Raw genomic sequence first — 23665 nt, 5'->3', positions numbered from 1 at the left:
AAGTAAGTTTTTGCAAATCCGTGATTTCCCGGGGGCACGCAAATGGCCGCAACACGGGTACCACCCCACTATCGCGGCAAGTGCTCCGGCATCGCGTCGGCCATGCGGCTCACGCAGCGTGCCTGGTCCAAGGGTCTGCCCAGATCCTCATAGCGGGCAGCGGCCTCTGAGAAGGCTGCCAAAGCCCGAATACTGTTTGCCTGAGCCTGCCTCTGTACCCCGCGTGCCTCCCATAGAGCAGCGGCCCATGGTCCGCCCTGCCACATACCGGCAATGCGTTCGGCATCGTTGAGGCGTCGATCGACCTGCTCCAGATTTCCGGCCTGCGCCAGCGCGACTGCGGATGCAGTGCGAAGCGCCATCGAGCAGGGTTGGCAGGCTCCAGGTGTTAGCAGCCGATCGCCTGCCAGAATGGCCTCTGCGATCTTGTCCTTGGTCGTGGCCGCCCTCACGGCCAATGCCTGCAGCCTCGACAACAGGTGGCTTGATAGCCACGACCGGGTGGCATCGGCAAATGCTCTTTGAATCAGCCGGCCAGCGCGCCATTTCTGGCCCCGCGCCAATGCAATCTCCGCCAGCCGCTCCAGAACAAGAACGCGCCCCGACAACGCATTGACTTCGGTGTGCAGATGTTCTGCCTGCGTTAGCAACGTCTCCGCCTCATCGAGCTTTCCCGCACATCGGGCAATCTCACCAAGGATCAAGCACGCCAATCCTCTGCCGGCCACAGACTGCGCATCCTCAGCGACGACCAGCAATTCTTGTGCAGACAGGGCGATTGCGCCGTGGCCCTTGGCGTCACACAGACAAAACTCCGCAAGGCATAGATGCCCGTCGAAAACGGCCGGAACGAAACTGCCCCCACTGCGCGCCCACTCCGTAAATTCGCTGCGGAACAGCTCCGGCCAGCGGCCCTGCATGTGCGCAGTCAGTCCCAGGATGGCACCGGCCTCACCGACTTCACGTCCCAAACCAGCATCGAGCGCTTGCGAACGCGTCTCGCGGGCGAGCTCAGCGGCCTTGTCGAATTCGCCGCTTTGCAAATGCACCAATGCCCAGGCCAGGGAGGCGCGAATGCGCTCGGCCGGTGCTGCGGGCTCGACACCTGAGAGGGAAAGCGCGCGCTCGTAGAGTTCGATGGCGGCTTTGCTCGGCCCAACCCCGAGTTCGGCATGGAGTCGCTCGCGGAGTTGATCGAATTGCCGGATGGCTTCGGTTCGATTGCCTGCATCCAGCGCGGCCTGCATCAAAGCACATTGGGCCTCCTCATCCGTCGGGTCGAGTGCGATCAGATGCCGCCAAAGCTTGCCCGTTCGCAGCACGTCGGTAAACAAACGTTGAAGTCGGGATCGCGGCGCGTCAAGCCATTCCAGAAAACGGTCATCTGGCAATAGAGCGCCACCATATATCTCGGCGGCCTTTTCGCATTCAGCAAGATCTTTGCTTCGAAGTGCGAGCTTGGCCGCCGCTTCGAATTGTTGCACATCTGTCTCGAATTCGATGTGCGAAGAAAAGCCGACAATCTCCTTATCAACCATGATAATATCGTGCATATCCACCGCGCGTCGCGCAAAGTGGATTGCCTTGCGAAGATTTGCACCCGCCGGTTCTATCTCAAGATCCGGCCAAAAGGCTTCCATGGCTTTTTCGCGGTGAATCCTGTGCTCCGGCGATATTGCAAGAAATTTGACAATCGCTGCGGCACGATCCCGCTTCCATGCCGCCGCGGGAATTTCGCGACCATCGATTTGGACGGTAAAGTGTCCGAGAAGCTGAATGTGTATCTTCAAAACAAGCTCCTACCGAAACATCAAGTTCCCCCGGGCAACCGGCTCGCCACAACAAAAGACTTGTCGGGGAACGCTCGCGGAACGGTGAACTCGTATTGTGTCTCCATAGTTGCACTCAACAAGGAAGGGATCAATCATGTCACTGAGAATTAACGACGTCGCCCCCGATTTCATGGCCCAGACCACCGAAGGACCGGTTTCGTTCCACGAGTGGCTGGGCAAGTCCTGGGGCATTCTGTTCTCGCACCCCAAGGACTATACCCCTGTGTGCACCACGGAACTGGGCTATATGGCGCGCCTGAAGCCCGAATTCGATAAACGCGGTGTCAAGATTATCGGCCTGTCTGTTGATCCGGTCGACAAGCACGCAGGCTGGGCCAAGGACATTGCTGAAACCCAGGGCTTCGCGCCGAACTTCCCCATGATCGGCGATCCGACACTTGCCGTGTCTAAGCTCTACGACATGCTACCGGCCGCCACCGGTGATAGTTCCGAAGGTCGCACGGCCGCAGACAACCAGACCGTCCGCAACGTCTATGTCATTGGGCCGGACAAGAAGATCAAGCTCGTGATCTCCTATCCCATGACCACTGGTCGGAACTTCGACGAGGTGCTCAGGGTTATCGATTCTCTTCAACTGACCGCCAAGCATCGCCTTGCCACGCCGGTCAACTGGAAACCGGGCGATGACGTCATCATTGCCGGCTCCGTCTCGAACGACGAAGCCAAGCAGCTCTACCCCCAGGGTTGGAAGGAACCCAAGCCCTATATCCGTATCGTGCCACAGCCCATTTTGACCTGAAAGGCTAACCGGGTGGGGACAGACAGTCTGTCCCCACCCGATCTCCAGACGCGATGGCTGCTGTCGCTTTCGTGGGCGCTCGGCCGGAGCAAATTGGTAGACGAAGGAGCAAACGATGATCTTCCGACAGTTGTTCGATAGTGTCTCAGGCACCTACACCTATCTCCTCGCCAGCCGGACCGGCGGTGAGGCATTGATCATCGACCCGGTCCTCGAAAAGGTCGACCGCTACCTGCAGCTCATCCGCGAGTTGGACCTGAAACTGGTCAAGGCAGTCGACACCCATCTCCACGCCGATCATATCACTGGTCTTGGCGCGCTGCGTGACCACACACACTGCATAACAGTCATGGGCGAACAGACCAAGGCGGATGTCGTCGCCATGCGGGTCTCGGAGGGCGATCGCGTTACGATCGAGGGCCTAAGCCTTGATGTGCTTTACACGCCCGGCCACACCGACGATTCCTATTCATACCTGATGGGCGGTCGCATCTTCACCGGCGACACGCTGCTGATCCGCGGAACCGGGCGCACGGATTTCCAGAACGGCGATCCTCGAGCGCAATATGATTCAATATTCAACAAGCTGATGCGCCTGCCCGACGAGACGCTGCTCTACCCTGCGCATGACTACAAGGGCGACACCGTCTCCACCATCGGCGAAGAGAAGCGTTTCAACCCGCGTTTGCAGGTGAAGTCGATCGACGAATATGTCGACCTGATGAACAATCTGCACCTGCCCAACCCGAAAATGATGGACGTGGCTGTGCCAGCCAATGTGCACATCGGCCTTCACCAAGATGAAATCGCCGGCAAGGGGTGGGCGGTATCGGCAAGGCAGGCGCTCTTCCTGCAGGGGCGCACCGACGTGACGCTTGTCGACTTACGCGAGAAAAGCGAGCGCGAGCGGCACGGCATCATTCCAGGTTCGCTCCATGCACCCTATCCCGCCCTTCAGGAGAATCTTGACGCCGGCGGCATTCTGCACGCATTGGCCGTCGCTGCTGGCAAACAGATCATTTTCTATTGCGCTTTTGGCGAACGCTCGGCAATGGCGGTGCAAGCCGCGCAGGATGCCGGTTTGAAGACCTCCGGACACATCGAAGGTGGGATCGACGCCTGGAAGAAAGCCGGCGGTCCGGTGGAACAGCAGGTCAGCTCTTGATCAGCACCCTTGCCTGCACCTGTTGTTCTATGCCCTTGAGCATAAGCGGACGCAATTCGGTTCCGGCCGTAAGGCTTGGAGCCTGAGCGGCCGTCTCGGCCGATACGAGAATCTCGCCAGCCGCCGCCTGGGATTCGAGCCGCGCAGCCAGATTGACCACACCGCCGATTGCCGTGAAATCGCTGCGAAAGCTGGAAAACTCACCGATCTGGACATCGCCGGTATGGATGCCGACACCGACGCCGAGCATGCGGTCCGGCAATCCGTCGATATCGGCATTCAACCCGTTCAGCGCGGCGGTACAGGCCCGCTGTATGTCCAGCGCGGCCATGATCGCCGCACCGGCGTGATCCTTTCTAACGATCGGAAAATTGAAGATTGCCATCAGGCCATCGCCCATTTGTTTATTGACAATGCCGTCGTGAGCCCAGATCGCCTGTGCGCAGCTATCCTGGAACAGACTGACGATCCTACTCAATTTGACCGCCTCGATGCGCTCGGACAGGTCCGTGAAACCCCTGATGTCGGCAAACAGAATGGTTGCGACGGCGGTGACTTGACGCTGCTTTTTGACGTAGTGGAAGGCACGTTCGCAAATTGTGCAGATATCCGGATTCATCTTGCTGCGGGTGATGCCGAATACGCGAAACGGCAGGGCGAGCGGGCCACGGATCGGGATGGGCATGCGCATCTGATCCCAACAACCCCGACAGATCGTCGAACTGCTGTGATTGTCGGGCACAATGGGTGAGGCAGTTTTCATGTTCCGCAATCTGTATCGGCCGATCAGACCCTATCGCCGCATAGAAACGAGCTTCCGATATTCTTCTGCCTTTGGCAACTCGCGAAATATTCCATGCGCTGATGGCGAAGCGGCCTGTTCTATCACATCTCTACCGCCGCCTCGACCAGGCGACTTTGCAGTCGCGTTGCGGCGTCGCTGAAGCGCTTTGGGGTATTGGAGGCTGCGGCGTTGCGGGCAGCTAACCCAAGCGCCCTCGCCCCAGAGGAAGCAAGACACGCATTGGTGAGCATGTCCGCAATGAGCGAACCCGCGACCACGAGAGGCGGCCAAAATGCGCCAAACCTAGAGCGTCCGGTGCGAGGCGTCGAAGGCCAGGGTGCATCAGTTCCGCATATCGATTTGTCGCTTGTCGACAACGGTGGCCTGGCGTCCGAAATCGACGCCCCACCAAGCTATTCGGGCAATCCCAGCATGCGTGCGCCTTCTGAAAGCCTGTCGGCCACTGCTCGCGCCATACCAACTTCGAAGAATAAGCGGAGCCGAAATCCTGGTTCGAGTTCCAGTAGCTGTTGCGCAATCGACAGCGCCTCTTCCTGGCGTCCGGCAAGCGCCAGCGAAGCAGCCTGAAAGAAATAAAGTGTGCTGAAGCGGGGATTCGCCTGAACAGCCTTGGCAAAGTGCGATGCCGCCTCGTCATAGCGCATCTCCTGGACGGCGGCCGACCCAAGTGACGCATGGGCTACATAAGCCATTGGATCGAACGGGCTCAATCGCAGCGCACGATTGGCGTTGGAGACCGCTGCGGCGGGTTGGCCGGCGAAAGCGTAGATGATCGCGCCGAAATACAGCGCCGTGGCGCACGAGGCGTTAAGCGACAGGGCGCGCTCGACAGCGCCTAATGCTGCCTCGTGATCCTTGCTCAGCATGGTCATCGCAAACGCAGCGATTGCCAACGCCGTCGCGTCATCGGTGCCGCTTGCAATCACTGCACGCGCGTGCTCGACCCCGGCGACTTTGTCGGCTGCATTGCATCCCGCGCGCGTGAAGAAAATCTCATGGCACCAGGCAAGCCGCGCATGGGCCGCGGCGTAGTTCGGCTCAAGCCTCAGCGCATCCTCGAGAAGCTCGGCTGCGATCTTGGCGTCTGCCGGCATTACGGTTGCCATATGAGGAACCGCGCGCAGGTACAGGTCGTAGGCGTCGAGATTTTCCGGACGCTTTCGTCGCGAGCGCTCGATCTCCGACCGCTGCAAACTTGGCTCGACGATACCGACCACCTTGTCGGTAATTTGGTCCTGCAGATCGAAAACATCCTCCAACGCGCCATCATATCTGTCGGCCCACAGGTGCGCCCCTGTCTCTGCCTCGATGAGCTGGGCGGTGATGCGCAACCGATTGCCCGCCTTGCGCACGCCACCCTCCAAAACGTAGCGCACGCCGAGTTCCTGACCGACTTGGCGGATATCCACGGCCTTTCCCTTATAAACGAAGCTGGAATTGCGCGCGATCACGAACAGCCATTTGATCCGCGACAGCCCGGTGATGATGTCCTCGACGATGCCGTCGGCGAAATACTCCTGCTCAGCTTCGCCGCTCATATTCTGGAACGGCAAGACTGCTATCGAAGGCTTGTTGGGCAGCGCAAGCCGCATCGAAGGATTGTCCGGTGCACCAGGTTGCGCCGGTGCCGCCGGCTTCGCACGGGCGGGGACGCCGACCTGCAGCGAATAGACCCGGACCGGATCGGCGATGTTCTTGAGTTGCACTGCGCCGCGATCGTTGATCGCAAGATCGAGCCTTGCCTTGACCTGCCAGTAGGCCTGCTCTGAGAGACAGATACTGCCAGGTTCGCAAATCCCTTCGAGGCGTGCAGCGATATTGACGCCGTCGCCCATCAGGTCGCCGTCGGTCTCCTCGACCACGTCGCCAAGATGGATGCCGACGCGGAACTCGATGCGGCGTTCGGGCGGCAGGCCGGCATTGCGCTCGACCATGCCGTTCTGCACTTCGATGGCGCAGCGCACGGCATCCACGACACTGCGGAACTCGATGAGGCTTCCGTCTCCGGTGCGCTTGACCACGCGACCGTTGTGCACGGCAATGGTCGGATCGATCAGATCGCTGCGCAGCGTCCGCAGTCGCGCCAAGATGCGATCCTCGTCCGCGCCGGCGAGACGGCTGTAGCCAACCACATCCGCGACCAGGATCGCCGCAATTTTCCGCGTCTCGCTCATGCCGTCCTCCCTTGGTACAGCCCGAGGAGCGCCCCGCCTTGAACCGGTGCGGTCATATCGGGCCCTGAATGGACCTAACAGGCGCCGCCGCGACGTTACACTTTGTGTGTGAACCAGACCGTCGGTGTCCCGACCACTCCTCCGCTTTGCATCGCCTTGCCCAACTCTTCCAATCTGGTGAAGGCCTGAGCCGCCTCCAGCGTGGCGAATTCGTGGGTCACGGTGACGTCGTTGGGGTTATCGACGGCTTGATACACTGCCTCTGCCGTTACCCCGTTCGCCTTCTGGATCGCAGAAAACGAGTTGTAGACCTTACGCCAGCTGTTGTAGTCCGAGACAGCGTGTCTCACGAATAAAGTTGTCATCTCATCCTCCCTTGTAGCGTTTCCAATTGCCATGCTGACGTTTGGTGCGAGATGGATCAGGCTCTTGCCATCGACGGGCGGCAGCCGAAGCCTGGTAACAAGCCGGACCCAATTCGATGGCCACGCAGACCACCCTCTTCGACGCTCGCTCCTCGTCAGTATGGCAGGGCATGAAAGGGACTTCCGCTCAAACGCCAGTTGTTGAACTTGTCCGTTGACGGCTCCTCCAAGCCCATGGGGGACTATATCACGAAAGCCACTTGGCAACGTGGCGAATTACGTTGCGTAGATCATAGTTCATCAAGCTCGCGACGAACCACTTGGTTCGGCAACCGCGTAGACATGGGCCAGACCCAATGGCTTTGCGGCCACCACAGGTAGGACGACTATCACCTCGGCAAGCAGCGGCGGACTTGGCCGGAAATCGATGCTTCGAACTTGAACGCGGCGGATATCCCGGTCAGCGTCGTATCGGTTCGCCGACATGATTGCCTTGAGTGAGCTCGAAGCCGAGCAATTTTATTGGGCAAGGCGAAGAATCGGAACGGACGCTGAACATGAACTTCAGGTCTTGCGCGTTTCATAGATCTTCGGTTCGACGCGCGAGTTCCTTACCATTGCGATCGTCGCAAGCGACCACCATGACGCCTTGGAGGAATTCGATCTCATCGCGCCGTAACCTGGCCAGACGCAAGCGCCCGTCCCGAATGGGCAGGAACGTGCGGCTCCGGCACACGACGACATTCGCGAACAGCTCCCCCGGATCCTGACCAGTCCCGGGTTGGTTTTATGGCCAAATTCAGATCAGATCGTTAAAAGCTTATGCGCTTGCGTAAACGCTTGCAAACGCTGTTGCCAAGTCTTTGCTTTTGATCAAGACTCGATCATCTGCCAGTGAAAAAACGCTCTCCAACAGGAGAGCGTTCATGACCGGCGACACCCATGTCTTTGCCATCGGCGATGTCCACGGAAGAGAAGACTTGCTCGTTGCTTTGGTTGCCAATTGCATGGTCCGAAGCACCCACCAAGGTTTCGATGCAAGGTTTGTCTTTCTGGGGGACATCTTCGACAAAGGCCCCACGAGCCGCGGCGCGTTGGACTTCATCCTCAGCATGATGGCCAAGTATCGCAATACTGAACTCATCCTTGGCAACCACGACGAATTCATTTTGCGAATTCTGGATGAACCCGACGAAATAAATCAGATGCTGCTGCTAAACTCCTGGATGATGAGGGCTGGTGGCCTCGCGACGATAAGGTCCTACAAAATTCCGCTCGATGAGTACATTTTGACGTCCCTGCGCGACAAGATTGACAAAACTCACCTGACCGCGTTGCGAAACGCGAGGAAGTACGTGGAAGTCGGCCCCTACATTCTCGTTCACGCCGGACTTCGTCCAGGCGTCGCGCTCGAAGATCAAAATCCGCGCGATCTGACATGGATCAGAGATGAATTTCTCTATTCCGATTACGATTTCGGAAAGGTCGTCATCCACGGCCACTCCGTGACAGATTCGTACAAGCCGGAGGTATATCCCAACCGAATTGCCATCGACACCGGCGCATACGAATCCGGGCGCTTGACAGCAGCTCACATTCGCCCGAACGGTGACATTTCGTTCATTGCAACCGCTCAGGGCAAAAGAGGCATCGACGTGCAGGAAATCCTACCATTGCGCTTTGGTCCTTGGTCAGAGGCAGAAACACTTGGCCTTTTTAGATAGGCGCTGTCGGTGCCAATACACCAGTCCTGGCGCGCACCCAAAGTCACGACCTCAAGAAACAGCTTGTCGAGAGTGATCTGCAGCTCTCCTATGAGACTGCCGGTGGCCTTGTAGGCGTTTGCGATGACTGCTCCTACCCCTGCGATGCCGCCCCTGCGAGCCGCGACGACTTCGGCAAAAGCCACATGTCGGGGGTTAACTCTTTGTAAGGATTGACGGGCGCAACCACAAGATTTAGGTATTATGACGGTTCACCTTGCCCTAGCGGGCCATAGACCAGGTGCCGGCGTTCCCCCAAACGACAAATGCACCTGGTCTTTTTTCCCGCCGAGGATGAGCCTCGTTCGCCGCCAACCTCTTGCGGTGAGCCCTGCCATTAGGGGAGTTCGTGGACCGGATCCAACTCACGGCGAATGCATGCTTGAGCACGATGCACCAAACTGGCTCTTCTGATCCCGTCTCATCAACCGTTACGCCATGTTATCCTTTGTCCGTCTTACACCCACAGTGGAAATAGCCGCCCTCGAAAATGGCCGACAAGGCCAAGCGCCTTGACGAGGTCGTCTTTTGTCATCTCAATCTCCACTCGCTCGATCGGAGGCTTCCGAACCTGTGTCTATCGCCTCCCGACACTGCTTCTCCCATGTCGTGAGCAAGTCCATGATCTCCAGTGAATCCGAAAGGCGTGGCGAGGGCCTTGGCGCTTGCGTGAAGCCTTGTCTAAGGCATTCTTCGACGCGCATGACCTGGTGGCGAAAGGCATCATGAGGAGAAGTGACAACGATGGTCTGCCGCTCACGACCATATTGCTCAAGGTCGAGCAGGTTTTCACCAGCGACCGGAAGCCACGGATTGGTCGCCAAGCGCAACACACCGCGATCGCCGTAGACGGCAAAATCGAAGCTCATGCCGTAACTGTCTGTGGATTGCAAAGTGGCAAGGACGCCGTTGGAAAAGCGAACGGTGAGTGCGGCGTCGCAGATATTACCGTCATGGCTGGATAAATTGCCGATGCCGCTTGCAACGCGACGGGCAAAGGCGTCGGGACCGCACGCCGTTTGAACGACATATTGGAGGAGCGACACAGGATAACAGCCGAGATTGAAGATCGTGCCGTTGCCGAGCGGATTGGCCAGCTGCCAGATGTCGGCAGCATAAGAGCCGGTCACGGATTGGACCTTCCCAAGGCATCCGGAGCGCAGAATGTCGCCAACCTTGTCGATCAATGGGTGGCTGAGATACATCAGGCCTTCCAGGAAAAACACGCCAGCTGAACGAACAGCGTCAGCCAGCACCTCGGCGTCCTTCATCGTTGTGGTCAGCGATTTCTCCGACAGGATCGCCTTGCCCTTCGCAGCAGCCTTTACGACGGCCTCGCGATGGGCATTGTTGGGCAAGCCAATGTAGACGACGTCGATATCCGGATCGCTCAAGAGGCGATCGTAGTCGGTATAGCGTTTGGAAATGCGATGGCGGTCGACAAAATCGGAAAGCCGGCCGGAATCTCGCCCGAAAGCAGCTTCGATCCGCGAACCTTCGCTTGCAGCAATCGCCGTCGCCATCGTATCGGAAATGAACCCTGTCCCAATGATTGCCCAGCGCAGCATCGGGTTGCCTCCTCACTATCGATTGAGGTTGAGATAAGCAGAGGCCACCATGGCATCGATATCCCCAGGCACTGGGACCACACACATCGATGCGTCGAGTTTGCCTGACGCTACCCGTTCCAAGCATCGGGCCTGCAGGGTAAAGCCGAGGTCCATCGATTCCACAGAATTGCCAAGAGGCCGCGGACCGGCCAAATTGGCCATGTGCCCGCCGCCTAGAATGTGAATGCGACGCCCGTCGGACAGATGGACTGTGTCGATCCCGTCACCGGCGTAAGTGTCAATCTGGGCCGCCGCCGCACGCAGGGCCTCGACATCGATCTCACGTGGGAAATGCCCGCCATTGATGAGAATGACGCCGTCCTTGAGAAGCCCGAAATCCGGCGCGTTCAAGATGGCCGGGAAGCCCGTCACAGTGACAATGACATCGGCCGAGCGGATTGCTTCATCACGAAGGGGTGTCGAAAAACCGTCGAGATGGGCTTCGAGCGTCGCCACCGGGTCGATGTCGACGACGCTGACCGTGCTGTAGGCACTTCTAAAGCAGGCCGCCGTGCCCTTGCCGCAGGCACCATAGCCGAAAACAGTCACTCGCTTGCCGTTGGTCGAACGATTGGTGAAACGCATGTAGCTCTCAAATAGGCTTTGCCCGACCGCGTGGCGGTTCTCTGCAAATTGCTTGATCGGGCTGTCATTGATGACGAGGATCGGAAGTGCGATCCTGCCGCGCAATGGCGCCAGACGCGTGCGGCCCGATGTCGTCTCCTCGGTGCCGCCAAGCAGGCCGTTGTATGGCCGTTCTGCCACACGCGCAAAAAGATCGCCGCCATTGTCAAGAAGCAGATCGGGTTTCCGGTCCAGCAACGCGTCAATGAAATCGCCGTGCGTCGTCTCATCCGTGGTCTGTCCCCCGATGACCTCCATGTCGTGAAAGCGAAGATAGGCCACGGTCTCGAGCTGGGTGCTGTTGAGGTTGCCGGTCGCGACGAGCCGTGCCCCTCCTGCCTTCAATGCCATCAATAGTGCCGCAGTTTTCGGCTCAAGATGAATTGCCGTGCCGATAGTCAACCCCTCAAACGGGCGAGTTCTGGCAAAGTCACCGGCGGTCTCGCGCAACAGACTGCAGCTGTTTGAAACCCAGTCGATGCGGGAGTGCGAAGGCGAGATCGTCATGGCAAGCTGGTCCTGATTGCTTCGAGGTCTAACAAGCCATGCTAATCAGAAAGGTGCTTGCCGGCACAGGGACATTAAACTGACTGTACGGGTAGTTTTTCTTCCATATCAGCCGGCGTCTTGCCCTCGTCGATCAGCCAGTTGCGCAAGGCGACAATGGGCCGACGATCCTTGTCGGCGACCCGACAACAAAGCCGGTAGCCTGCCGGTCGCGTGACAAAGCCGAACGGTGCTATCAGCAAGCCGGATACCAGTTCTTCCTCTATGGATGCGCGCGGCGCGATGGTCACACCAAGCCCTGCCTTGGCGGCACTGATCGCCAGTGTCAGGTCTTCAACCTCGATGCGCTTGTTAAACCGTGCTGGAGCGTGTCCGCCCTCGCGAAACCAGTCGTCCCACAGATAGGGGACGTTGCGCGCAATCAGTGCATTCATGCTTTCAAGCATCGCTGGAGGCAAAGTCAGGTCGACACGACCCCACGTCTGAGGTGCCGCCACCGGACCGAACTCATCCTTCATGAACGTGATTGCAGCGATATCGGGCAACGGCTTGTACTCGCCACCGACGATGATCGCGTCAATGTCAGGCATATCTGACAGGGACTGCGTCACCGACACCGGTAGGACGTCGATTTCAAGCGTTGGTGATCGATGGTGCATCTGCGGCAATCGAGGGATGAACCAGGCGGTAGCCATGGGCATGGGAACACCCAGCCGAAGACGGACGACCTGGCTGTTTGACGAGATCTCCTCAGCGGCGCGCGAAACGATAGCAAATGCGATGCCCACAGCGTCGGCTAGTCGTTGTCCGGCCGGGTTGAGCGTGATGCGGCCGGCCTGCTTGCTCAAAAGCAGAAAACCGAAATAGTCTTCGAGGCTTGCGAGTTGCTGGCGCACGGCTCCCGGCACAACGCCGAGATCGCTTGCAGCTGCGCGCAAACTTCCACGCCGGGCAAACGCATCGAAGGCTCGCAGCGCGTTGAGCGGCGGCAGAGATTTGGCTTGGGCCGATTGAAGCTCGCCTTTTCTTAACAATGCTGTCGAATTCCCGAAATTGCAGCGAAAAGAGGTGATCGCATGAGACGCACGCCAGCCCCCCCCAAGACCAGCCTGCCTATTGAACCCGCCACCGTCAATATCGAGAAAGAAGCATACGCATTTCGACGCGTCCGGTAATCGGCTCGACAAATGAAGCCGCGTCAATGGGCTGGTGGTGGAGCAAAATCGAAAGCAACTTCAATGAAACTCTGACGCGACACCGCGACTGAAAGGCGGCGGCTGCCACCGCCGAGGCCACTGGCCTTACCTGCAGCATTCCATCATGTGTCAGGACCATGCTCGCATATCGGCAATGCCTCACGATGGAGCTTCGCCTTTCCTCGCCAGAACGAAATCGTGCTCCACGTCCCAGAAATCGCCTTCGAACCCGTAGTCCCTCGCCCGGACCGTATCATGGGTCCGCTTGAAATCGGCAAGCAGGCTTTCCTTGACGCCGAAGACCGCATCGGAGTTGATGTAGGGATCGTCAGGGTCGAATATATGTGTGACCAGTGCATCGAAGCCCTTGGCCTTGATGATGTAGTGCAGGTGCGCCGGCCTATAGGGATGGCGGCCAAGCTGGTTTAGCAGCTGTCCCACGGGACCATCATCGGGGATAGGGTAGTATTTCGGCTTCACAGCGCGGAACCAGTAGCGTCCATCCGGCCCGGTGCGAAAGACGCCGCGCAGATTGAAGTCCGGCTGGATTCCCTGTTGTTGGACATCATAAAACCCTTCGTCATTGGCCTGCCAGACGTCGATCACCGCCCCTTCGACGGGGGAGCCTGACGTGTCGAGAATCCGGCCGTGGATGAACATGTCCTCGCCCTTCTGGTCGAGGCAGATATTGGCGCCCATCGCCAGTTCTGGTGCTCCATCGACATGGAAGGGGCCGAGCACTGTGCTTTCCGAGGCGCCCGAGGGCTTGCGGTTGTTGATCGCATCGACCAGCATCGAAACTCCCAGGACGTCCGACAGCAGGATGAACTCCTGCCGCCATTCATTGCAGATCTGTCCCGTACGAGTGAGGAAGAGGATTGCCTCCAGCCATTCGTCCTGCGTCGGTTCGATCTCCTTTACCGCCTCATGCATCTTGCGGGTGACGACTGCCATCACCTGCTTTAGTCGATCGTTCTTCGCATTGCGGTTGCGGCCGGTCACGACCTCGACGGAATTCGCTTCTGTAAAGAAGCCTCTCTCATGCGCTTCCATGATTGCCTCATTTGTCCAATATCGATGCCATGACCCGGCGCAGTTCCCCGATCGGATCATGCGAGACGCTATCGCGCCGCCAGCTGACGTGATGGTCCGGACGCACAAGGATGATACCGCTGTCGCGGACTTCACGCGCGTTTGCCCAATCGCCGGTGAAATCCTGCCATGGTTGACGCGGGCCGATCATATGGGCTTCGATCTCGATGCCACGTTCCTTGCCGACGATGCGTGCAGCATCGATCCAGCCCTGACCTCCTATGCCGGTGAGCACGGTGAACTTGCCGTGGCCGGCAAGGTCGAGGGTCGAGACCTTTGCGCCGCTGTCGGAAAAGACCCATGTATGCGGCAACCGGGCGCCGGGCCATGTGGTTGGCTGGCAGTGAAGCTCGGCATCCCTTGCAAATGCCGGCTCGGGTTGGCCGTCGGTGATCACCGCGTCTGAGCGATAGCGCTGGTTCATTTCGACGCCGTGGCAGTCGAATTCATAGACCTTGTAGGCAATCGCCTTGCGGATCGCGGCGCGCTGTTCTTCCGCATCAGCCGTATCGTTGCATCGGGCATCCATATTCTGTTGCATCTTCACGGGGTCGATCGAGTCAAGCAGACCCAACGCCTTGAAAATCGGCCCGAACTCCTCGATCGACTTGTTGGCGCGGGTGACGATCTGCTTGGCGACAGGTGCCCGTTCGGCATCGTAGCTTTCCAGCAATCCTCGACCGGCCTTGTCTTTCAGCACCCATGCCAATTTCCACGCCAGATTGAAGGCGTCCTGGATGGAGGTGTTGGAGCCGAGCCCATTGGAGGGAGGGTGCCGATGGGTGGCATCGCCCATGCAGAACACCCGGCCATTCGACATGGTCGTGGCGTACATGTTGTTGACGGTCCAGGTGGACACCGACTTGATGGTCATCTCGAGGTCCGGCACGCCGACCAGGTCGCGGACGACCTTCTTTGCATGCGCCTCATCGACAGCCGGTGCGGGCTGGTTGATGTCGTATCCCCAGACGATCAGCCATTCGTGCCATGGGCGCACCATCCGCACGAGACCCATGCCGATGCCGCCGACGTCGGCGCCGGGTTGCAGCACCCAGTATAAAACCGACGGGCGATGCGCGACATATCGGGAGAGGTCCGCCTCGAAGAGGATGTTCATCGAGCCTGCAATACCCATCTTGCCTTCGAAGGTCAGGCCCGCGTGCTCGGCCACCTTCGAGTTGCCGCCGTCAGCGCCCACCAGGTATTTCGAGCGGATGGTGATATCCTTGTTCGTCAGCCGGTCGCGACAGATGGTCGTGACGCCGTCGGCATCTTGTTCGTGGCTCAAATATTCCGTCGACATGCGCGACTGTGTGCCGCGCGAGCAGGCGGTCTTGAAAAGCAGTGGCTCCATGAAAGTCTGCGGCAGGTCATTCATATGGCTTGGCGAGGACAGCAAATGCTCGGCTCGAGAATTGGGATGCGTGCCCCAGCTTTTCATCCGACCGATTTCCTCGCCGGCGATAGCGGTGCAGAATACGTTTTCCCCCATCAGGTCCTGACCGGTGGCGTGCATATAGCCTTCGTCCTCAACTTCCCGGCCAAGGTCGCGCAACACCTCCATCGTACGCTGGTTGGTGATATGGGCACGGGGGGTGCTCGCCAGCCAGCGGTAGCGGTTGACCACTAGGTTGTCGATGCCATAGGTCGAAAGCAGCGCGGCTGTTGCAGCGCCTGCAGGTCCCGTCCCGATGACGAGTACTTCGGTAGTCATGTCAGCCATTTGGCCCTCCCTTGTCTTTGAGATCGATTGATCCGCGTTTCAGGACACGGCGGACCGGAAAAAGCTGGATGCCAGTGCGGTCGGAGAAGAGACCCCAGAGACCGCGCGGGGCAAAAAGCATGACGACGATGCCGAGAAGACCGAGGATCAGAAGATACCAGGAGCCATAATCGGCCAGCAGATTTTGCAGCAGGAAGAAGGCGATGATTCCGACGACGGGGCCTTCGAGCGTCCCGATGCCGCCAATCACCACAATGAAAATCACATAGGCAGTCCAGTCGATCACTGAGAAGGCGGCATCCGGAGAAATCCGGGCCTTTTGCACATAGATCAGCGCACCGGCGATCCCGGTCAAGAGAGCCGCGGCGACATAGACCAGAGCCTTCGTTCGAAGAGCGTCGACGCCAACGGCACGCGCCGCCTGTTCGTTATCGCGGACGGCGGCGAGCCCAAGTCCCTGCTTGCTGCGCAGCAGGCCATAAATGAAGCCGATCGTCGCAAGGGCAAGCAACAGCGCCAACCAATATGTGATCGCATCGCCTGCTTCGGCTGCCTTCATGCCAAAGAGCTTATGCATCGCGCCGACGCCCCACATCTGGCGCGTCGCCTCCCGTGGCAGCGACGTGCCGGTGCCGCCGCCGAGTGCTTTCCATTGCGCAAAGAGCAGCCGACCGACTTCGGCGATTACCCAGGTGCCGATGGCAAAATAGGGACCGTAGAGCCGGAAGGTGAAGAAGGCGGTGGGGATCGCCAGAATTGCCGACAGCCCACCGGCGATAAAGATCGCAGCGATGGGATCGATGCCGAGAAGGATGACGCAGCCGAACATCGCATAGGCGCCGAAGCCGACGAAGACCTGCTGGCCGACTGAAATCAGACCGGCGTAGCCGGCGAGAAGATTCCAGGTTTGAGCCAGCACCAGCATGGTGAGGATGAAGAACATGTCCTGGACGACGCTGCGCGAGACCAAAAACGGTGCTCCGGCTGCGATGGCAAGAACGACGACAATGGCCACGGCAAACAGCCCCGATGCCTTGGTGCGCGTCTCGACTTGCCATGGTGTAGTTGCGATGCTCATCGATTGACCTCAGTCGACGGCGCGCGGGAAGAGCCCGCGCGGCTTGAACAGTAGGACCACGAGAAAGGCGATGTGCCCGGCGAGAAGTTGCCATTCGGGGTTGACCGCAGCGCCGACCGTCTGCGCGATACCAAGGATGATACCGCCTGCAAGCGTGCCCCACAGCGAACCGAGCCCACCGATGATGACCGCCTCAAACGCATAGATCAGCCGGGCCGGACCCGATGTCGGATCGAAATTGGCGCGCGTGCCGAGATAGAACGCGGCGATGGTAACGACGACCATGGCAAGGCCGGTTGCCATGGCGAAGATGCGTTGCGGCCGGATGCCCATCAACCCCGCCGTCACCGGATCATCGGACGTTGCCCGGAAGGCACGCCCCATGGATGTCCGATAGATCAGCTGGTTGAGGCAGACAATGACAAGGACCGCCGAGAGGAACGTCAGCAACGGCATGATACCGGCATTAACCGGCCCGAGGTTGAGGGAAGCCGTTTCCAGCGAACCGACGGAGACGCGGCGGCTATCGGCGGAAAAGCCTTCGAGCAGACCGTTCTGGATGACGATCGACAGGCCAAAGGTCACCAGCAGCGGCGGCAGGATGTCCTTGCCGAGCGTCCGATTGAGCAGGAAATATTGCAGCGCCCAGCCGGCCGCAAACATGATGGGTGCCGCGATCAGAGCCGCGACGAACGGATTGAGCCCTAGCGATGTGACAAGAACCAGAACGATGAAGGCTGCGAGCACGATCAGATCGCCATGGGCAAGATTGACCAGCCGCATGATGCCGAAGACGAGGCTGAGACCGGCTGCAAAGAGAGCGTAGAGCCCGCCAAGCAGAACACCTTGGAGGATCGTATCAAGCCAGTTCATGACCATCCGCTCCGAAATAGGCTGCGTGGATCGCCTCGCGGCTCATTTTGCCGGACAGTCCGGACAGGGTGATGCGCCCCTCCATCATGCAGTAGACCCGATCGGCGACCTTCAGCGCCTGGCCGATATCCTGCTCGACGATGACGACCGACGCCCCGGCCGCGCGAATTCTAGGAAAGGCGGCATAGATGTCCCTGACGACGATGGGTGCAAGACCGAGGCTGATCTCGTCGCAAAGCAGCACGCTAGGGTTCGACATCAGCGCCCGGCCGATCGCCACCATCTGCTGTTGGCCGCCGGAAAGCGCCGTTGACGGACTGTTGCGCCGCTCCTTCAAAATGGGGAATAGCCCATAGATGCTGTCGAGTGTCCATGGTCCGTCGATGTTGCGGCCATAGGCGCCGACCCGAAGATTTTCCTCGACGCTGAGCGATGGGAACAACCGCCGGCCCTCTGGCACCATTGCGATGCCGCGAGCGACGATATCGGGTGCCGACAAGGCACCGATCGGCTCGCCCTTGTAAAGAATGGCATTTGGCTGATTGGCGAGGACGCCGGCGATCGAGCGCAACAACGTCGTCTTGCCGGCACCGTTAGCACCGATGATGGCAATGGCCTCGCCCGCCCCGATGGCGATGTCGACGCCAAACAGCGCCTGGAAATCGCCGTAGAACGCCCTCAGCCCCATGGTCTCGAGCAGCGCCGTCATATCGCGATCCCCAGGTAGATTTCGCGCACTTGGCGCGACGCCATGATTTCCTCCGGTTTGCCGATACCGATCACTTTGCCGAAATGCAGTACCAGCAGGCGCTCCACCACCGAGTTCAGCGCATGCAGGACGTGCTCGATCCAGATGACGGCGATACCGCTTGCGTGGATTGCCCGGATGGTGGCCACCAGCGAGCGGCATTCGCCCTCGGTCAACCCGCCGGCAATCTCGTCCAGTAAAAGCAGTTTCGGCTCTGTCGCCAGTGCCCGGGCAAGCTCCAGCCGTTTGCGCTGCAGCAGAGACAGGCCCCCGGCGACAACATTGGCCTTGTCTATCAGCCCTGTAGCGACCAGGATTTCGGCACATCGATCCGAAACCTCCGCCTCGCGCTTGCGCGAGCCGAAAGCGCCTGCAACCAGCAGGTTTTCGAACACTGTCAGCTTTTCGAAGGGCTGCGGGATCTGGAATGTTCGCCCCATGCCTGAGAGGCAGCGCGCCATCGGTGGCGCACGCGTCACATCCTTGCCGAGAAATCTTATTCTGCCGCTGTCGGTGGCAATGTTGCCGGTCACCAGGTTGAACAATGTCGATTTCCCGGCGCCGTTCGGGCCGATGATGCCGAGGGCCTCCCCCTGGCCGAGCGAAAGGGAGATCTGCTCGGCAACCGTCAGCGCACCGAATTTCTTGGAAATGTCGTCAAGTTCAAGGATGGGCATGGCGATCCGCTCCGAAAAGGGGGACCGCGGATCGCGGCCCCGTCGCCATTAGGCGATCGCTTCCATCTTGCCGCCGACCGGTATGTTTGGTGCCAGCGAATTCTCGGTGATGACGAGGTTGTAGATGCCGCCATCCTTCAACCGCCATTGGCCACCGACAAGCGGGGTCTTGGCGACGTTCTTGCCGGCGAATGGCGGTAGCCCCTTGCCGTCCCATGCGATCGGGCCGACCAGGGTGTCGAGCTTTGTCGCCGCAATCGCTTCGGCCACGCTGTCGCCATCTGCCGGGTCCTTTGCGCGCTTCATCACGTCCACGGCAAGTTCAAAGAGTGCATGGGCAAAGCCGATCGGCTGGGTCCAGGGCCGGTTGGTGACCTTTGTAAAGGCGGCCGCGACTTGAGCAGACGTTTCGCCCGTGAGGGACGACTTGAACGGATGGTTGGGCGTCCACCAGACTTCGGAGGATAGATTGTGCCCGGCCTTGCCAAGAGCGCCGACGGTCTGGGGAAAGAGCAGCGCCTTTCCGATCGAGGCGATCTTCGGCGTGAAGCCCTGCTGCTTGGCCTGGTTCCAGAATGTGGTGAAGTCAGGCGGGATGACGACGCCGGTGATGATCTCGCAATTTGCCGACTTGAAGGCGTTGATCTGCGCCGAGAAATCGTCGGTCAGGTCCTGGAAGCGGCCCGAGTCCGTCAACCCATAGCCCTTGTCCTTGAGCACGGGAGGAAAACCGACCTTGCCGTCGCCCCAGGCATTGCCGTCGCCGTCGTTCGGAAACAGCCCACCGACCTTCTTGTTGGTTTCGAGCTGCGCCCACATGCCGGTATAGACGGCAATGACATCCTCAAGACCCCAGAAGAAATGATAGGCATAACTGAACGGCTTCCAGCTGGCCGGATCACCGGGATTGCCCTGCTGGCCGATGAACCAGGGCTGCCATGGCGCGACGGTAGAGATGCACGGCATCTGCTCGCCCTCGCAAATGGTGGCGACCGGGTTGGTCGTTTCCGGCGTCGAGGCGACGAGGACGAGATTGACCTTGTCGTCGACGATCAGCTGCTTGGCGACTTCGGCTGCCCGGTTCGGGTTCGACTGGCTGTCCTTGACGACCACCTGATAGTTCAAGCCCTTCGCCTTGGTCGTGGCGAGGAAATTGTCGATGACAAATTTGTCGGCCTCGCCGAATGCGGCAAGCGGCCCGGTTTGCGGACTGACATATCCGAGCTTGATTGGACTGTTCTGCGAAAGTGCCGGCATCGCCAGTCCAGATGTGACCGCAATAGCGCCGGTCGCGGCCGTCGTCTTCAAGAAATCGCGTCTCGTAAACATGTTTTCTCCTCCCATAGTCCCCTCCTCCCAGAGATTGTCGTCAGTGCGCCGGCCGTCTGCCCTCCCAGGCATTCTGCAGCAGGCCGCGGATGGATTTCCGATCGATCGGCCTCGGGTTCCAGTAGGGGTTTTCCGTGGCAAGATCAGCCGCGCGGTCGAGATCAACCTGCGTCAGACCGAGGTCGCGAAGGCTCAACGGCGCGCCGATTGCGGTGGCAAAATCATGAAGTCCGCCGCCGACGGGACCACCGAAGATCTCGGCGACCGGCGCCAGCAAGCCGGGAACCGCAACAGCGTTGTAGGCAGCTGTGTGCGGCAGCATGATCGCATGGGTTTCGGCATGCGGCGTGTCGAATGTGCCGCCCAGCGTGTGGCAGATCTTGTGGTGCAGCGCCATGCCGACCGTGCCGAGCACTGTGCCGCAGAGCCATGCGCCGTAGAGCGCTTCGCCCCGCACGGTGATATTTTCGGGCGTTTCGATAATTGCCGGCAGGCTCGTCTTAAAGGCCCGCAGGCCTTCGATCGCCATCAGCGTCGAAATCGGGTTCCTATCCTGCGCATAGAGTGCCTCGAGCGCATGCGCCATGGCATTGAGGCCGCTCGTCACGCTCATGCCGACGGGAAGACCGGTGGTCAGTGTGGCATCGTAGATGACGACCTCCGGCAGGATCCTGGCATCACGGACCGTCGTCTTGCGACCGTTCTCCGTCTGGCCGAGGATGGGGGTGACCTCCGACCCGGCATAGGTGGTCGCAATGACGATCTGTGGCAGATCGGTGCGATAGGCGATCGCCTTGCCAAGGCCCGTGGTCGAACCGCCGCCAAGCGACACGATGCAATCGGCCTTAGTTTGCCGCACCGTTTCCATCGCCCGATCGGTGACCTCGACCGGCGTGTGCATGACGGCTCCGGCAAAGACGCCGACGGACAGCTTTCCAAGCTCTGCCGACAAAGCCTGCGCGTCCGAGGCCTGCTGCGGCGTTGAAAGAACCAGCGCCCGCCCGCAGCCGAGCCTCTCAACCCATTCCGACACGGAGGCAGATTTGCCTGCGCCGAAGACGATATGCGCAGGACTTCCGTTGTAGACGAATGCGCGGCTCATGTGCGCCCCTCCTGCTTTGCCCGAACCATCACGAAAGTGAAATCGAGCTGCCATGCCGGTTCGTCGCCCGGTTTCGGCCTGAAGTCCGCCAGCAATTCCGGTTTAACGCCGAAGATCGCGTCCTCGGCCAGGTGCGGATCGTTGCGGTCATAGACATGCGTGGTGATGGTCTCGAAACCCGGCGCCTTGATCATGAAATGCAGATGCGAGGGCCGCAACATCGGGTAGCCGGCCTGTCGCAGCAGCCGTCCGACCGGACCGTCGTCGGGAACGCCATAGCCGCAGGGCCGGACGGTGCGGTAGTGAAACCTGCCGTCCGCATCGGTCTCGAAGACACCACGCAGATTGAACTCCGGTTGCAGGTCCGGCTGCTGGTTCTCATAATAGCCCTGCGAATTCGCCTGCCAGGTCATCACGATCGCGCGCGCCACCGGCAAGCCGTCGAGATCGAGGACATGGCCGCTGACGTCGAGCGGCTCGCCGATGCCATCGAGCGAGATGTCGGCGCCTGCCTTGCGGTTCGGCGCGTCGGCGCGAAAGAAGGGACCTCGCACCGTGTTTGGCGTGGCACTCTTCGGCCGGCGTGAATTGATCGCCTCGACAAGTGCCGAAGCACCGAGAAGATCGGACAGCAGCACCCATTCCTGACGTCGCTCGTCGGATGCATGGCCGACTTCGGTCAGAAATTCGATGACCTTGCGCCAATCGGCGGGCGAGGGGCCGGTCTCGCGGATAATCTGGTGCAGATGGGAGACGACGGCCGAAAGCACGCGCGACAGCGACTTGTCCTTCGAGTTCACAAGGCGCTCATCAAAAATCTCGGCTGAGTTTGTCTCGCTGAAGTTCAGCGCGATAGGGCTCGCTGCCATGCTCTCCTCCAAAATCACCGGCAAGGAGAAAATAGCATCGTTGACGCGTGCTCTTGATGATTTTATTGCGCGCTAATATAACCGATCGTTATGAAAATAGATGAACGACACCTGATTCAGCTTGCCGCGGTGATAAAGGCCGGCGGCGTGACGGAGGGGGCCGCACTACTTGGTTTGTCGCAGCCGGCGGTTTCCCGGACATTGTCCATGCTGGAAAGGCGGCTCGGCGAGCCGTTGTTCGTCAAGGGACGTCGTCCGCTTCAGCCCACACCGCTCGGCCGGGCATTGGCCGATCACGGCCAGACGATGCTGACCGCATCGCGCAAGGCATCGGACACGGTTGAAGGTTTTCGGGTTGGGCGAACGGGCGTCGTGCGGGTCGGTGGAACACCATTCTTCATGGATGCACTGATCGCCGGCATTATCGCCGAATTCCAAAATTCGCATCCAGACGTTCGCATTGACCAGACCTATGGCTATTTTTCCGACCTGCGCGCGGCCTTGAAGGCCGACCAGATCGATCTTGCCATTTGTCCGATCGATATTCTTGACGAGGGTTCTGGCCTGGAGTTCCAGGAGATCCTTCCAGGTCGCAACGTTGTCGCCTGCGGGGTGACGCATCCGCTCTTGATGAAGCGGCGGCCGCAGCCTGCCGACCTTCTGGATTTTCCGTGGGTTGCTCCACCACCAGGTAGCCCGCTGCTTGCGGATCTTCGCAGCATGCTCTTGTCCTTCGGCGCAACGGAGATCAAGATCCGCTATTCCGGCGGTTCATTGTTGAGCGTCATCAATTACATGAAGGCGGCCGACGCGCTGACAATCATGCCCCACACGGTCGTCTTTTCACTTCGAAACGAGAAGGCCATAACGGCACTGCCCATCAATATTTCGCATCCCGAGCGTGCCCTTGCGATATTGAAGCGCGTCGATGCCGCCCGCGCGCCAGCCGCCGATCAGTTTGCCAATCACGTCCGCGCTAGCTTCGAAAAATTGAGGCATCTGATCAAGCGCCATGAGCAATCGGTCGTCTGGGGCAACTGAGCGTCTGGAAAGCAGCCCGCTTCTTCCGCTCGCCGGTCGCCGTCAGCCACGATCTCGTGACCTCGCACTGGGAAAGGTTTGCTCACACCCGCTCAAGCGCGATGGCGATGCCCTGGCCGACGCCGATGCACATGGTCGACAGCGCGTAGCGGCCGCCGGTTCCCTTCAGTTCCAGCGCCGCCGTGCCGGTGATGCGAGCGCCCGACATGCCGAGCGGATGGYCGAGCGCGATGGCGCCGCCGTTGCGGTTGACCCTGATGTCATTGTCGGCGATGCCGAGTTCGCGCAGCACGGCAAGCCCCTGGCTGGCGAAGGCCTCGTTGAGTTGAGTT

At 59.7% G+C, this 23665-nt stretch carries 20 protein-coding genes and 1 pseudogene; 4 read left to right on the top strand and 17 right to left on the bottom strand.

All coding sequences use genetic code 11. The features are described 5' to 3' along the window. Positions 1 to 68 precede the first annotated feature (68 nt). Complete coding sequence (locus AB4Z52_RS16740) at positions 69 to 1790, bottom strand: BTAD domain-containing putative transcriptional regulator (RefSeq protein ID WP_442219055.1); 1722 nt, start codon at positions 1788 to 1790, stop codon at positions 69 to 71. 136 nt (positions 1791 to 1926) lie between these two features. Between AB4Z52_RS16740 and AB4Z52_RS16735 the strand changes: the two genes are divergently transcribed. Continuing rightward, positions 1927 to 2592, top strand: a complete 666-nt coding sequence (locus AB4Z52_RS16735) for a peroxiredoxin (RefSeq protein ID WP_442219054.1) — start codon at positions 1927 to 1929, stop codon at positions 2590 to 2592. Between the two features lie 115 nt (positions 2593 to 2707). Next, complete coding sequence (locus tag AB4Z52_RS16730; protein ID WP_442219053.1) at positions 2708 to 3757, top strand: MBL fold metallo-hydrolase; 1050 nt, start codon at positions 2708 to 2710, stop codon at positions 3755 to 3757. On the opposite strand, the gene AB4Z52_RS16725 is transcribed toward AB4Z52_RS16730, so the two are convergent. From AB4Z52_RS16725 to AB4Z52_RS16715, 3 genes are all read right to left on the bottom strand, one after another. Then, complete coding sequence (locus AB4Z52_RS16725) at positions 3747 to 4520, bottom strand: adenylate/guanylate cyclase domain-containing protein (protein ID WP_442219052.1); 774 nt, start codon at positions 4518 to 4520, stop codon at positions 3747 to 3749. The genes AB4Z52_RS16730 and AB4Z52_RS16725 overlap by 11 nt on opposite strands. A gap of 434 nt (positions 4521 to 4954) precedes the next feature. After that, entirely contained in the window at positions 4955 to 6736 is a 1782-nt protein-coding gene (locus AB4Z52_RS16720; RefSeq protein ID WP_442219051.1) for an adenylate/guanylate cyclase domain-containing protein, read from the bottom strand. A 95-nt stretch (positions 6737 to 6831) separates the two neighbouring features. Next, positions 6832 to 7101, bottom strand: coding sequence for a cyclase (locus tag AB4Z52_RS16715; protein ID WP_442219050.1), 270 nt, complete (start codon positions 7099 to 7101; stop codon positions 6832 to 6834). 926 nt (positions 7102 to 8027) lie between these two features. Here AB4Z52_RS16715 and AB4Z52_RS16710 point away from each other — a divergent pair. Further along, positions 8028 to 8825: a metallophosphoesterase gene (locus AB4Z52_RS16710; protein WP_442219049.1), complete on the top strand. Its 798-nt coding sequence runs from the start codon at positions 8028 to 8030 to the stop codon at positions 8823 to 8825. A gap of 575 nt (positions 8826 to 9400) precedes the next feature. On the opposite strand, the gene AB4Z52_RS16705 is transcribed toward AB4Z52_RS16710, so the two are convergent. The 12 genes from AB4Z52_RS16705 to AB4Z52_RS16650 form a co-directional block, all read right to left on the bottom strand. Next, positions 9401 to 10432 (bottom strand): Gfo/Idh/MocA family protein, encoded by a 1032-nt coding sequence (locus AB4Z52_RS16705; protein WP_442219048.1) that lies wholly within the window; start codon positions 10430 to 10432, stop codon positions 9401 to 9403. 15 nt (positions 10433 to 10447) lie between these two features. Next, positions 10448 to 11605, bottom strand: coding sequence for an adenosylhomocysteinase (locus tag AB4Z52_RS16700; RefSeq protein ID WP_442219047.1), 1158 nt, complete (start codon positions 11603 to 11605; stop codon positions 10448 to 10450). A gap of 74 nt (positions 11606 to 11679) precedes the next feature. Continuing rightward, the gene (locus AB4Z52_RS16695; protein WP_442219046.1) at positions 11680 to 12639 is read right to left on the bottom strand and encodes a LysR substrate-binding domain-containing protein; all 960 of its coding nucleotides are present in this window, start codon (positions 12637 to 12639) and stop codon (positions 11680 to 11682) included. A gap of 321 nt (positions 12640 to 12960) precedes the next feature. Then, positions 12961 to 13854 carry an intradiol ring-cleavage dioxygenase gene (locus AB4Z52_RS16690; RefSeq protein WP_442219045.1) on the bottom strand — a complete coding sequence of 298 codons (894 nt, stop codon included), beginning with the start codon at positions 13852 to 13854 and terminating at the stop codon, positions 12961 to 12963. A gap of 7 nt (positions 13855 to 13861) precedes the next feature. After that, entirely contained in the window at positions 13862 to 15616 is a 1755-nt protein-coding gene (locus tag AB4Z52_RS16685) for an FAD-dependent oxidoreductase (RefSeq protein WP_442219044.1), read from the bottom strand. Beyond that, entirely contained in the window at positions 15609 to 16694 is a 1086-nt protein-coding gene (locus AB4Z52_RS16680; protein WP_442219043.1) for a branched-chain amino acid ABC transporter permease, read from the bottom strand. Before AB4Z52_RS16680 ends, AB4Z52_RS16685 begins: the two co-directional genes overlap by 8 nt. A gap of 9 nt (positions 16695 to 16703) precedes the next feature. Continuing rightward, a complete protein-coding gene (locus AB4Z52_RS16675; protein WP_442219042.1) occupies positions 16704 to 17567 on the bottom strand; it encodes a branched-chain amino acid ABC transporter permease in 864 nt (287 codons plus the stop codon). Beyond that, positions 17554 to 18276, bottom strand: coding sequence for an ABC transporter ATP-binding protein (locus AB4Z52_RS16670; protein ID WP_442219041.1), 723 nt, complete (start codon positions 18274 to 18276; stop codon positions 17554 to 17556). Before AB4Z52_RS16670 ends, AB4Z52_RS16675 begins: the two co-directional genes overlap by 14 nt. Continuing rightward, entirely contained in the window at positions 18273 to 18992 is a 720-nt protein-coding gene (locus AB4Z52_RS16665; protein WP_442219040.1) for an ABC transporter ATP-binding protein, read from the bottom strand. Before AB4Z52_RS16665 ends, AB4Z52_RS16670 begins: the two co-directional genes overlap by 4 nt. A 48-nt stretch (positions 18993 to 19040) precedes the next feature. Then, on the bottom strand, positions 19041 to 20321 hold the full coding sequence (locus tag AB4Z52_RS16660; protein WP_442219039.1) for an ABC transporter substrate-binding protein: 1281 nt from the start codon (positions 20319 to 20321) through the stop codon (positions 19041 to 19043). A gap of 40 nt (positions 20322 to 20361) precedes the next feature. After that, a complete protein-coding gene (locus tag AB4Z52_RS16655; protein ID WP_442219038.1) occupies positions 20362 to 21423 on the bottom strand; it encodes a maleylacetate reductase in 1062 nt (353 codons plus the stop codon). Further along, complete coding sequence (locus AB4Z52_RS16650) at positions 21420 to 22292, bottom strand: dioxygenase family protein (protein ID WP_442219037.1); 873 nt, start codon at positions 22290 to 22292, stop codon at positions 21420 to 21422. Before AB4Z52_RS16650 ends, AB4Z52_RS16655 begins: the two co-directional genes overlap by 4 nt. A gap of 90 nt (positions 22293 to 22382) precedes the next feature. Here AB4Z52_RS16650 and AB4Z52_RS16645 point away from each other — a divergent pair, with 90 nt between their 5' ends. Continuing rightward, positions 22383 to 23333 carry a LysR family transcriptional regulator gene (locus AB4Z52_RS16645; RefSeq protein ID WP_442219036.1) on the top strand — a complete coding sequence of 317 codons (951 nt, stop codon included), beginning with the start codon at positions 22383 to 22385 and terminating at the stop codon, positions 23331 to 23333. Positions 23334 to 23415: 82 nt separating this feature from the next. Here AB4Z52_RS16645 and AB4Z52_RS16640 read toward each other — a convergent pair. Further along, a pseudogene (locus AB4Z52_RS16640) lies at positions 23416 to 23665 on the bottom strand (3-oxoadipyl-CoA thiolase); the annotation flags it as partial.

It is taken from the genome of Rhizobium sp. 2YAF20, from assembly GCF_052114685.1.
Taxonomy (GTDB): domain Bacteria; phylum Pseudomonadota; class Alphaproteobacteria; order Rhizobiales; family Rhizobiaceae; genus Rhizobium.
Note: the sequence above shows the minus strand (reverse complement) of the source record. Positions and strands in the feature narration are given on the sequence as shown.

Bases quoted from the DNA above. Each gene is read 5' to 3' on its own strand.
- AB4Z52_RS16720 (WP_442219051.1), bottom strand. From the start codon at position 6,736: ATGAGCGAGACGCGGAAAATTGCGGCGATCCTGGTCGCGGATGTGGTT.
- AB4Z52_RS16735 (WP_442219054.1), top strand. From the start codon at position 1,927: ATGTCACTGAGAATTAACGACGTCGCCCCCGATTTCATGGCCCAGACC.
- AB4Z52_RS16645 (WP_442219036.1), top strand. From the start codon at position 22,383: ATGAAAATAGATGAACGACACCTGATTCAGCTTGCCGCGGTGATAAAG.
- AB4Z52_RS16680 (WP_442219043.1), bottom strand. From the start codon at position 16,694: ATGAGCATCGCAACTACACCATGGCAAGTCGAGACGCGCACCAAGGCA.
- AB4Z52_RS16705 (WP_442219048.1), bottom strand. From the start codon at position 10,432: ATGCTGCGCTGGGCAATCATTGGGACAGGGTTCATTTCCGATACGATG.
- AB4Z52_RS16670 (WP_442219041.1), bottom strand. From the start codon at position 18,276: ATGACGGCGCTGCTCGAGACCATGGGGCTGAGGGCGTTCTACGGCGAT.
- AB4Z52_RS16715 (WP_442219050.1), bottom strand. From the start codon at position 7,101: ATGACAACTTTATTCGTGAGACACGCTGTCTCGGACTACAACAGCTGG.
- AB4Z52_RS16655 (WP_442219038.1), bottom strand. From the start codon at position 21,423: ATGAGCCGCGCATTCGTCTACAACGGAAGTCCTGCGCATATCGTCTTC.
- AB4Z52_RS16725 (WP_442219052.1), bottom strand. From the start codon at position 4,520: ATGAAAACTGCCTCACCCATTGTGCCCGACAATCACAGCAGTTCGACG.
- AB4Z52_RS16665 (WP_442219040.1), bottom strand. From the start codon at position 18,992: ATGCCCATCCTTGAACTTGACGACATTTCCAAGAAATTCGGTGCGCTG.
- AB4Z52_RS16685 (WP_442219044.1), bottom strand. From the start codon at position 15,616: ATGGCTGACATGACTACCGAAGTACTCGTCATCGGGACGGGACCTGCA.
- AB4Z52_RS16650 (WP_442219037.1), bottom strand. From the start codon at position 22,292: ATGGCAGCGAGCCCTATCGCGCTGAACTTCAGCGAGACAAACTCAGCC.
- AB4Z52_RS16675 (WP_442219042.1), bottom strand. From the start codon at position 17,567: ATGAACTGGCTTGATACGATCCTCCAAGGTGTTCTGCTTGGCGGGCTC.
- AB4Z52_RS16700 (WP_442219047.1), bottom strand. From the start codon at position 11,605: ATGACGATCTCGCCTTCGCACTCCCGCATCGACTGGGTTTCAAACAGC.
- AB4Z52_RS16660 (WP_442219039.1), bottom strand. From the start codon at position 20,321: ATGTTTACGAGACGCGATTTCTTGAAGACGACGGCCGCGACCGGCGCT.
- AB4Z52_RS16730 (WP_442219053.1), top strand. From the start codon at position 2,708: ATGATCTTCCGACAGTTGTTCGATAGTGTCTCAGGCACCTACACCTAT.
- AB4Z52_RS16710 (WP_442219049.1), top strand. From the start codon at position 8,028: ATGACCGGCGACACCCATGTCTTTGCCATCGGCGATGTCCACGGAAGA.
- AB4Z52_RS16690 (WP_442219045.1), bottom strand. From the start codon at position 13,854: ATGGAAGCGCATGAGAGAGGCTTCTTTACAGAAGCGAATTCCGTCGAG.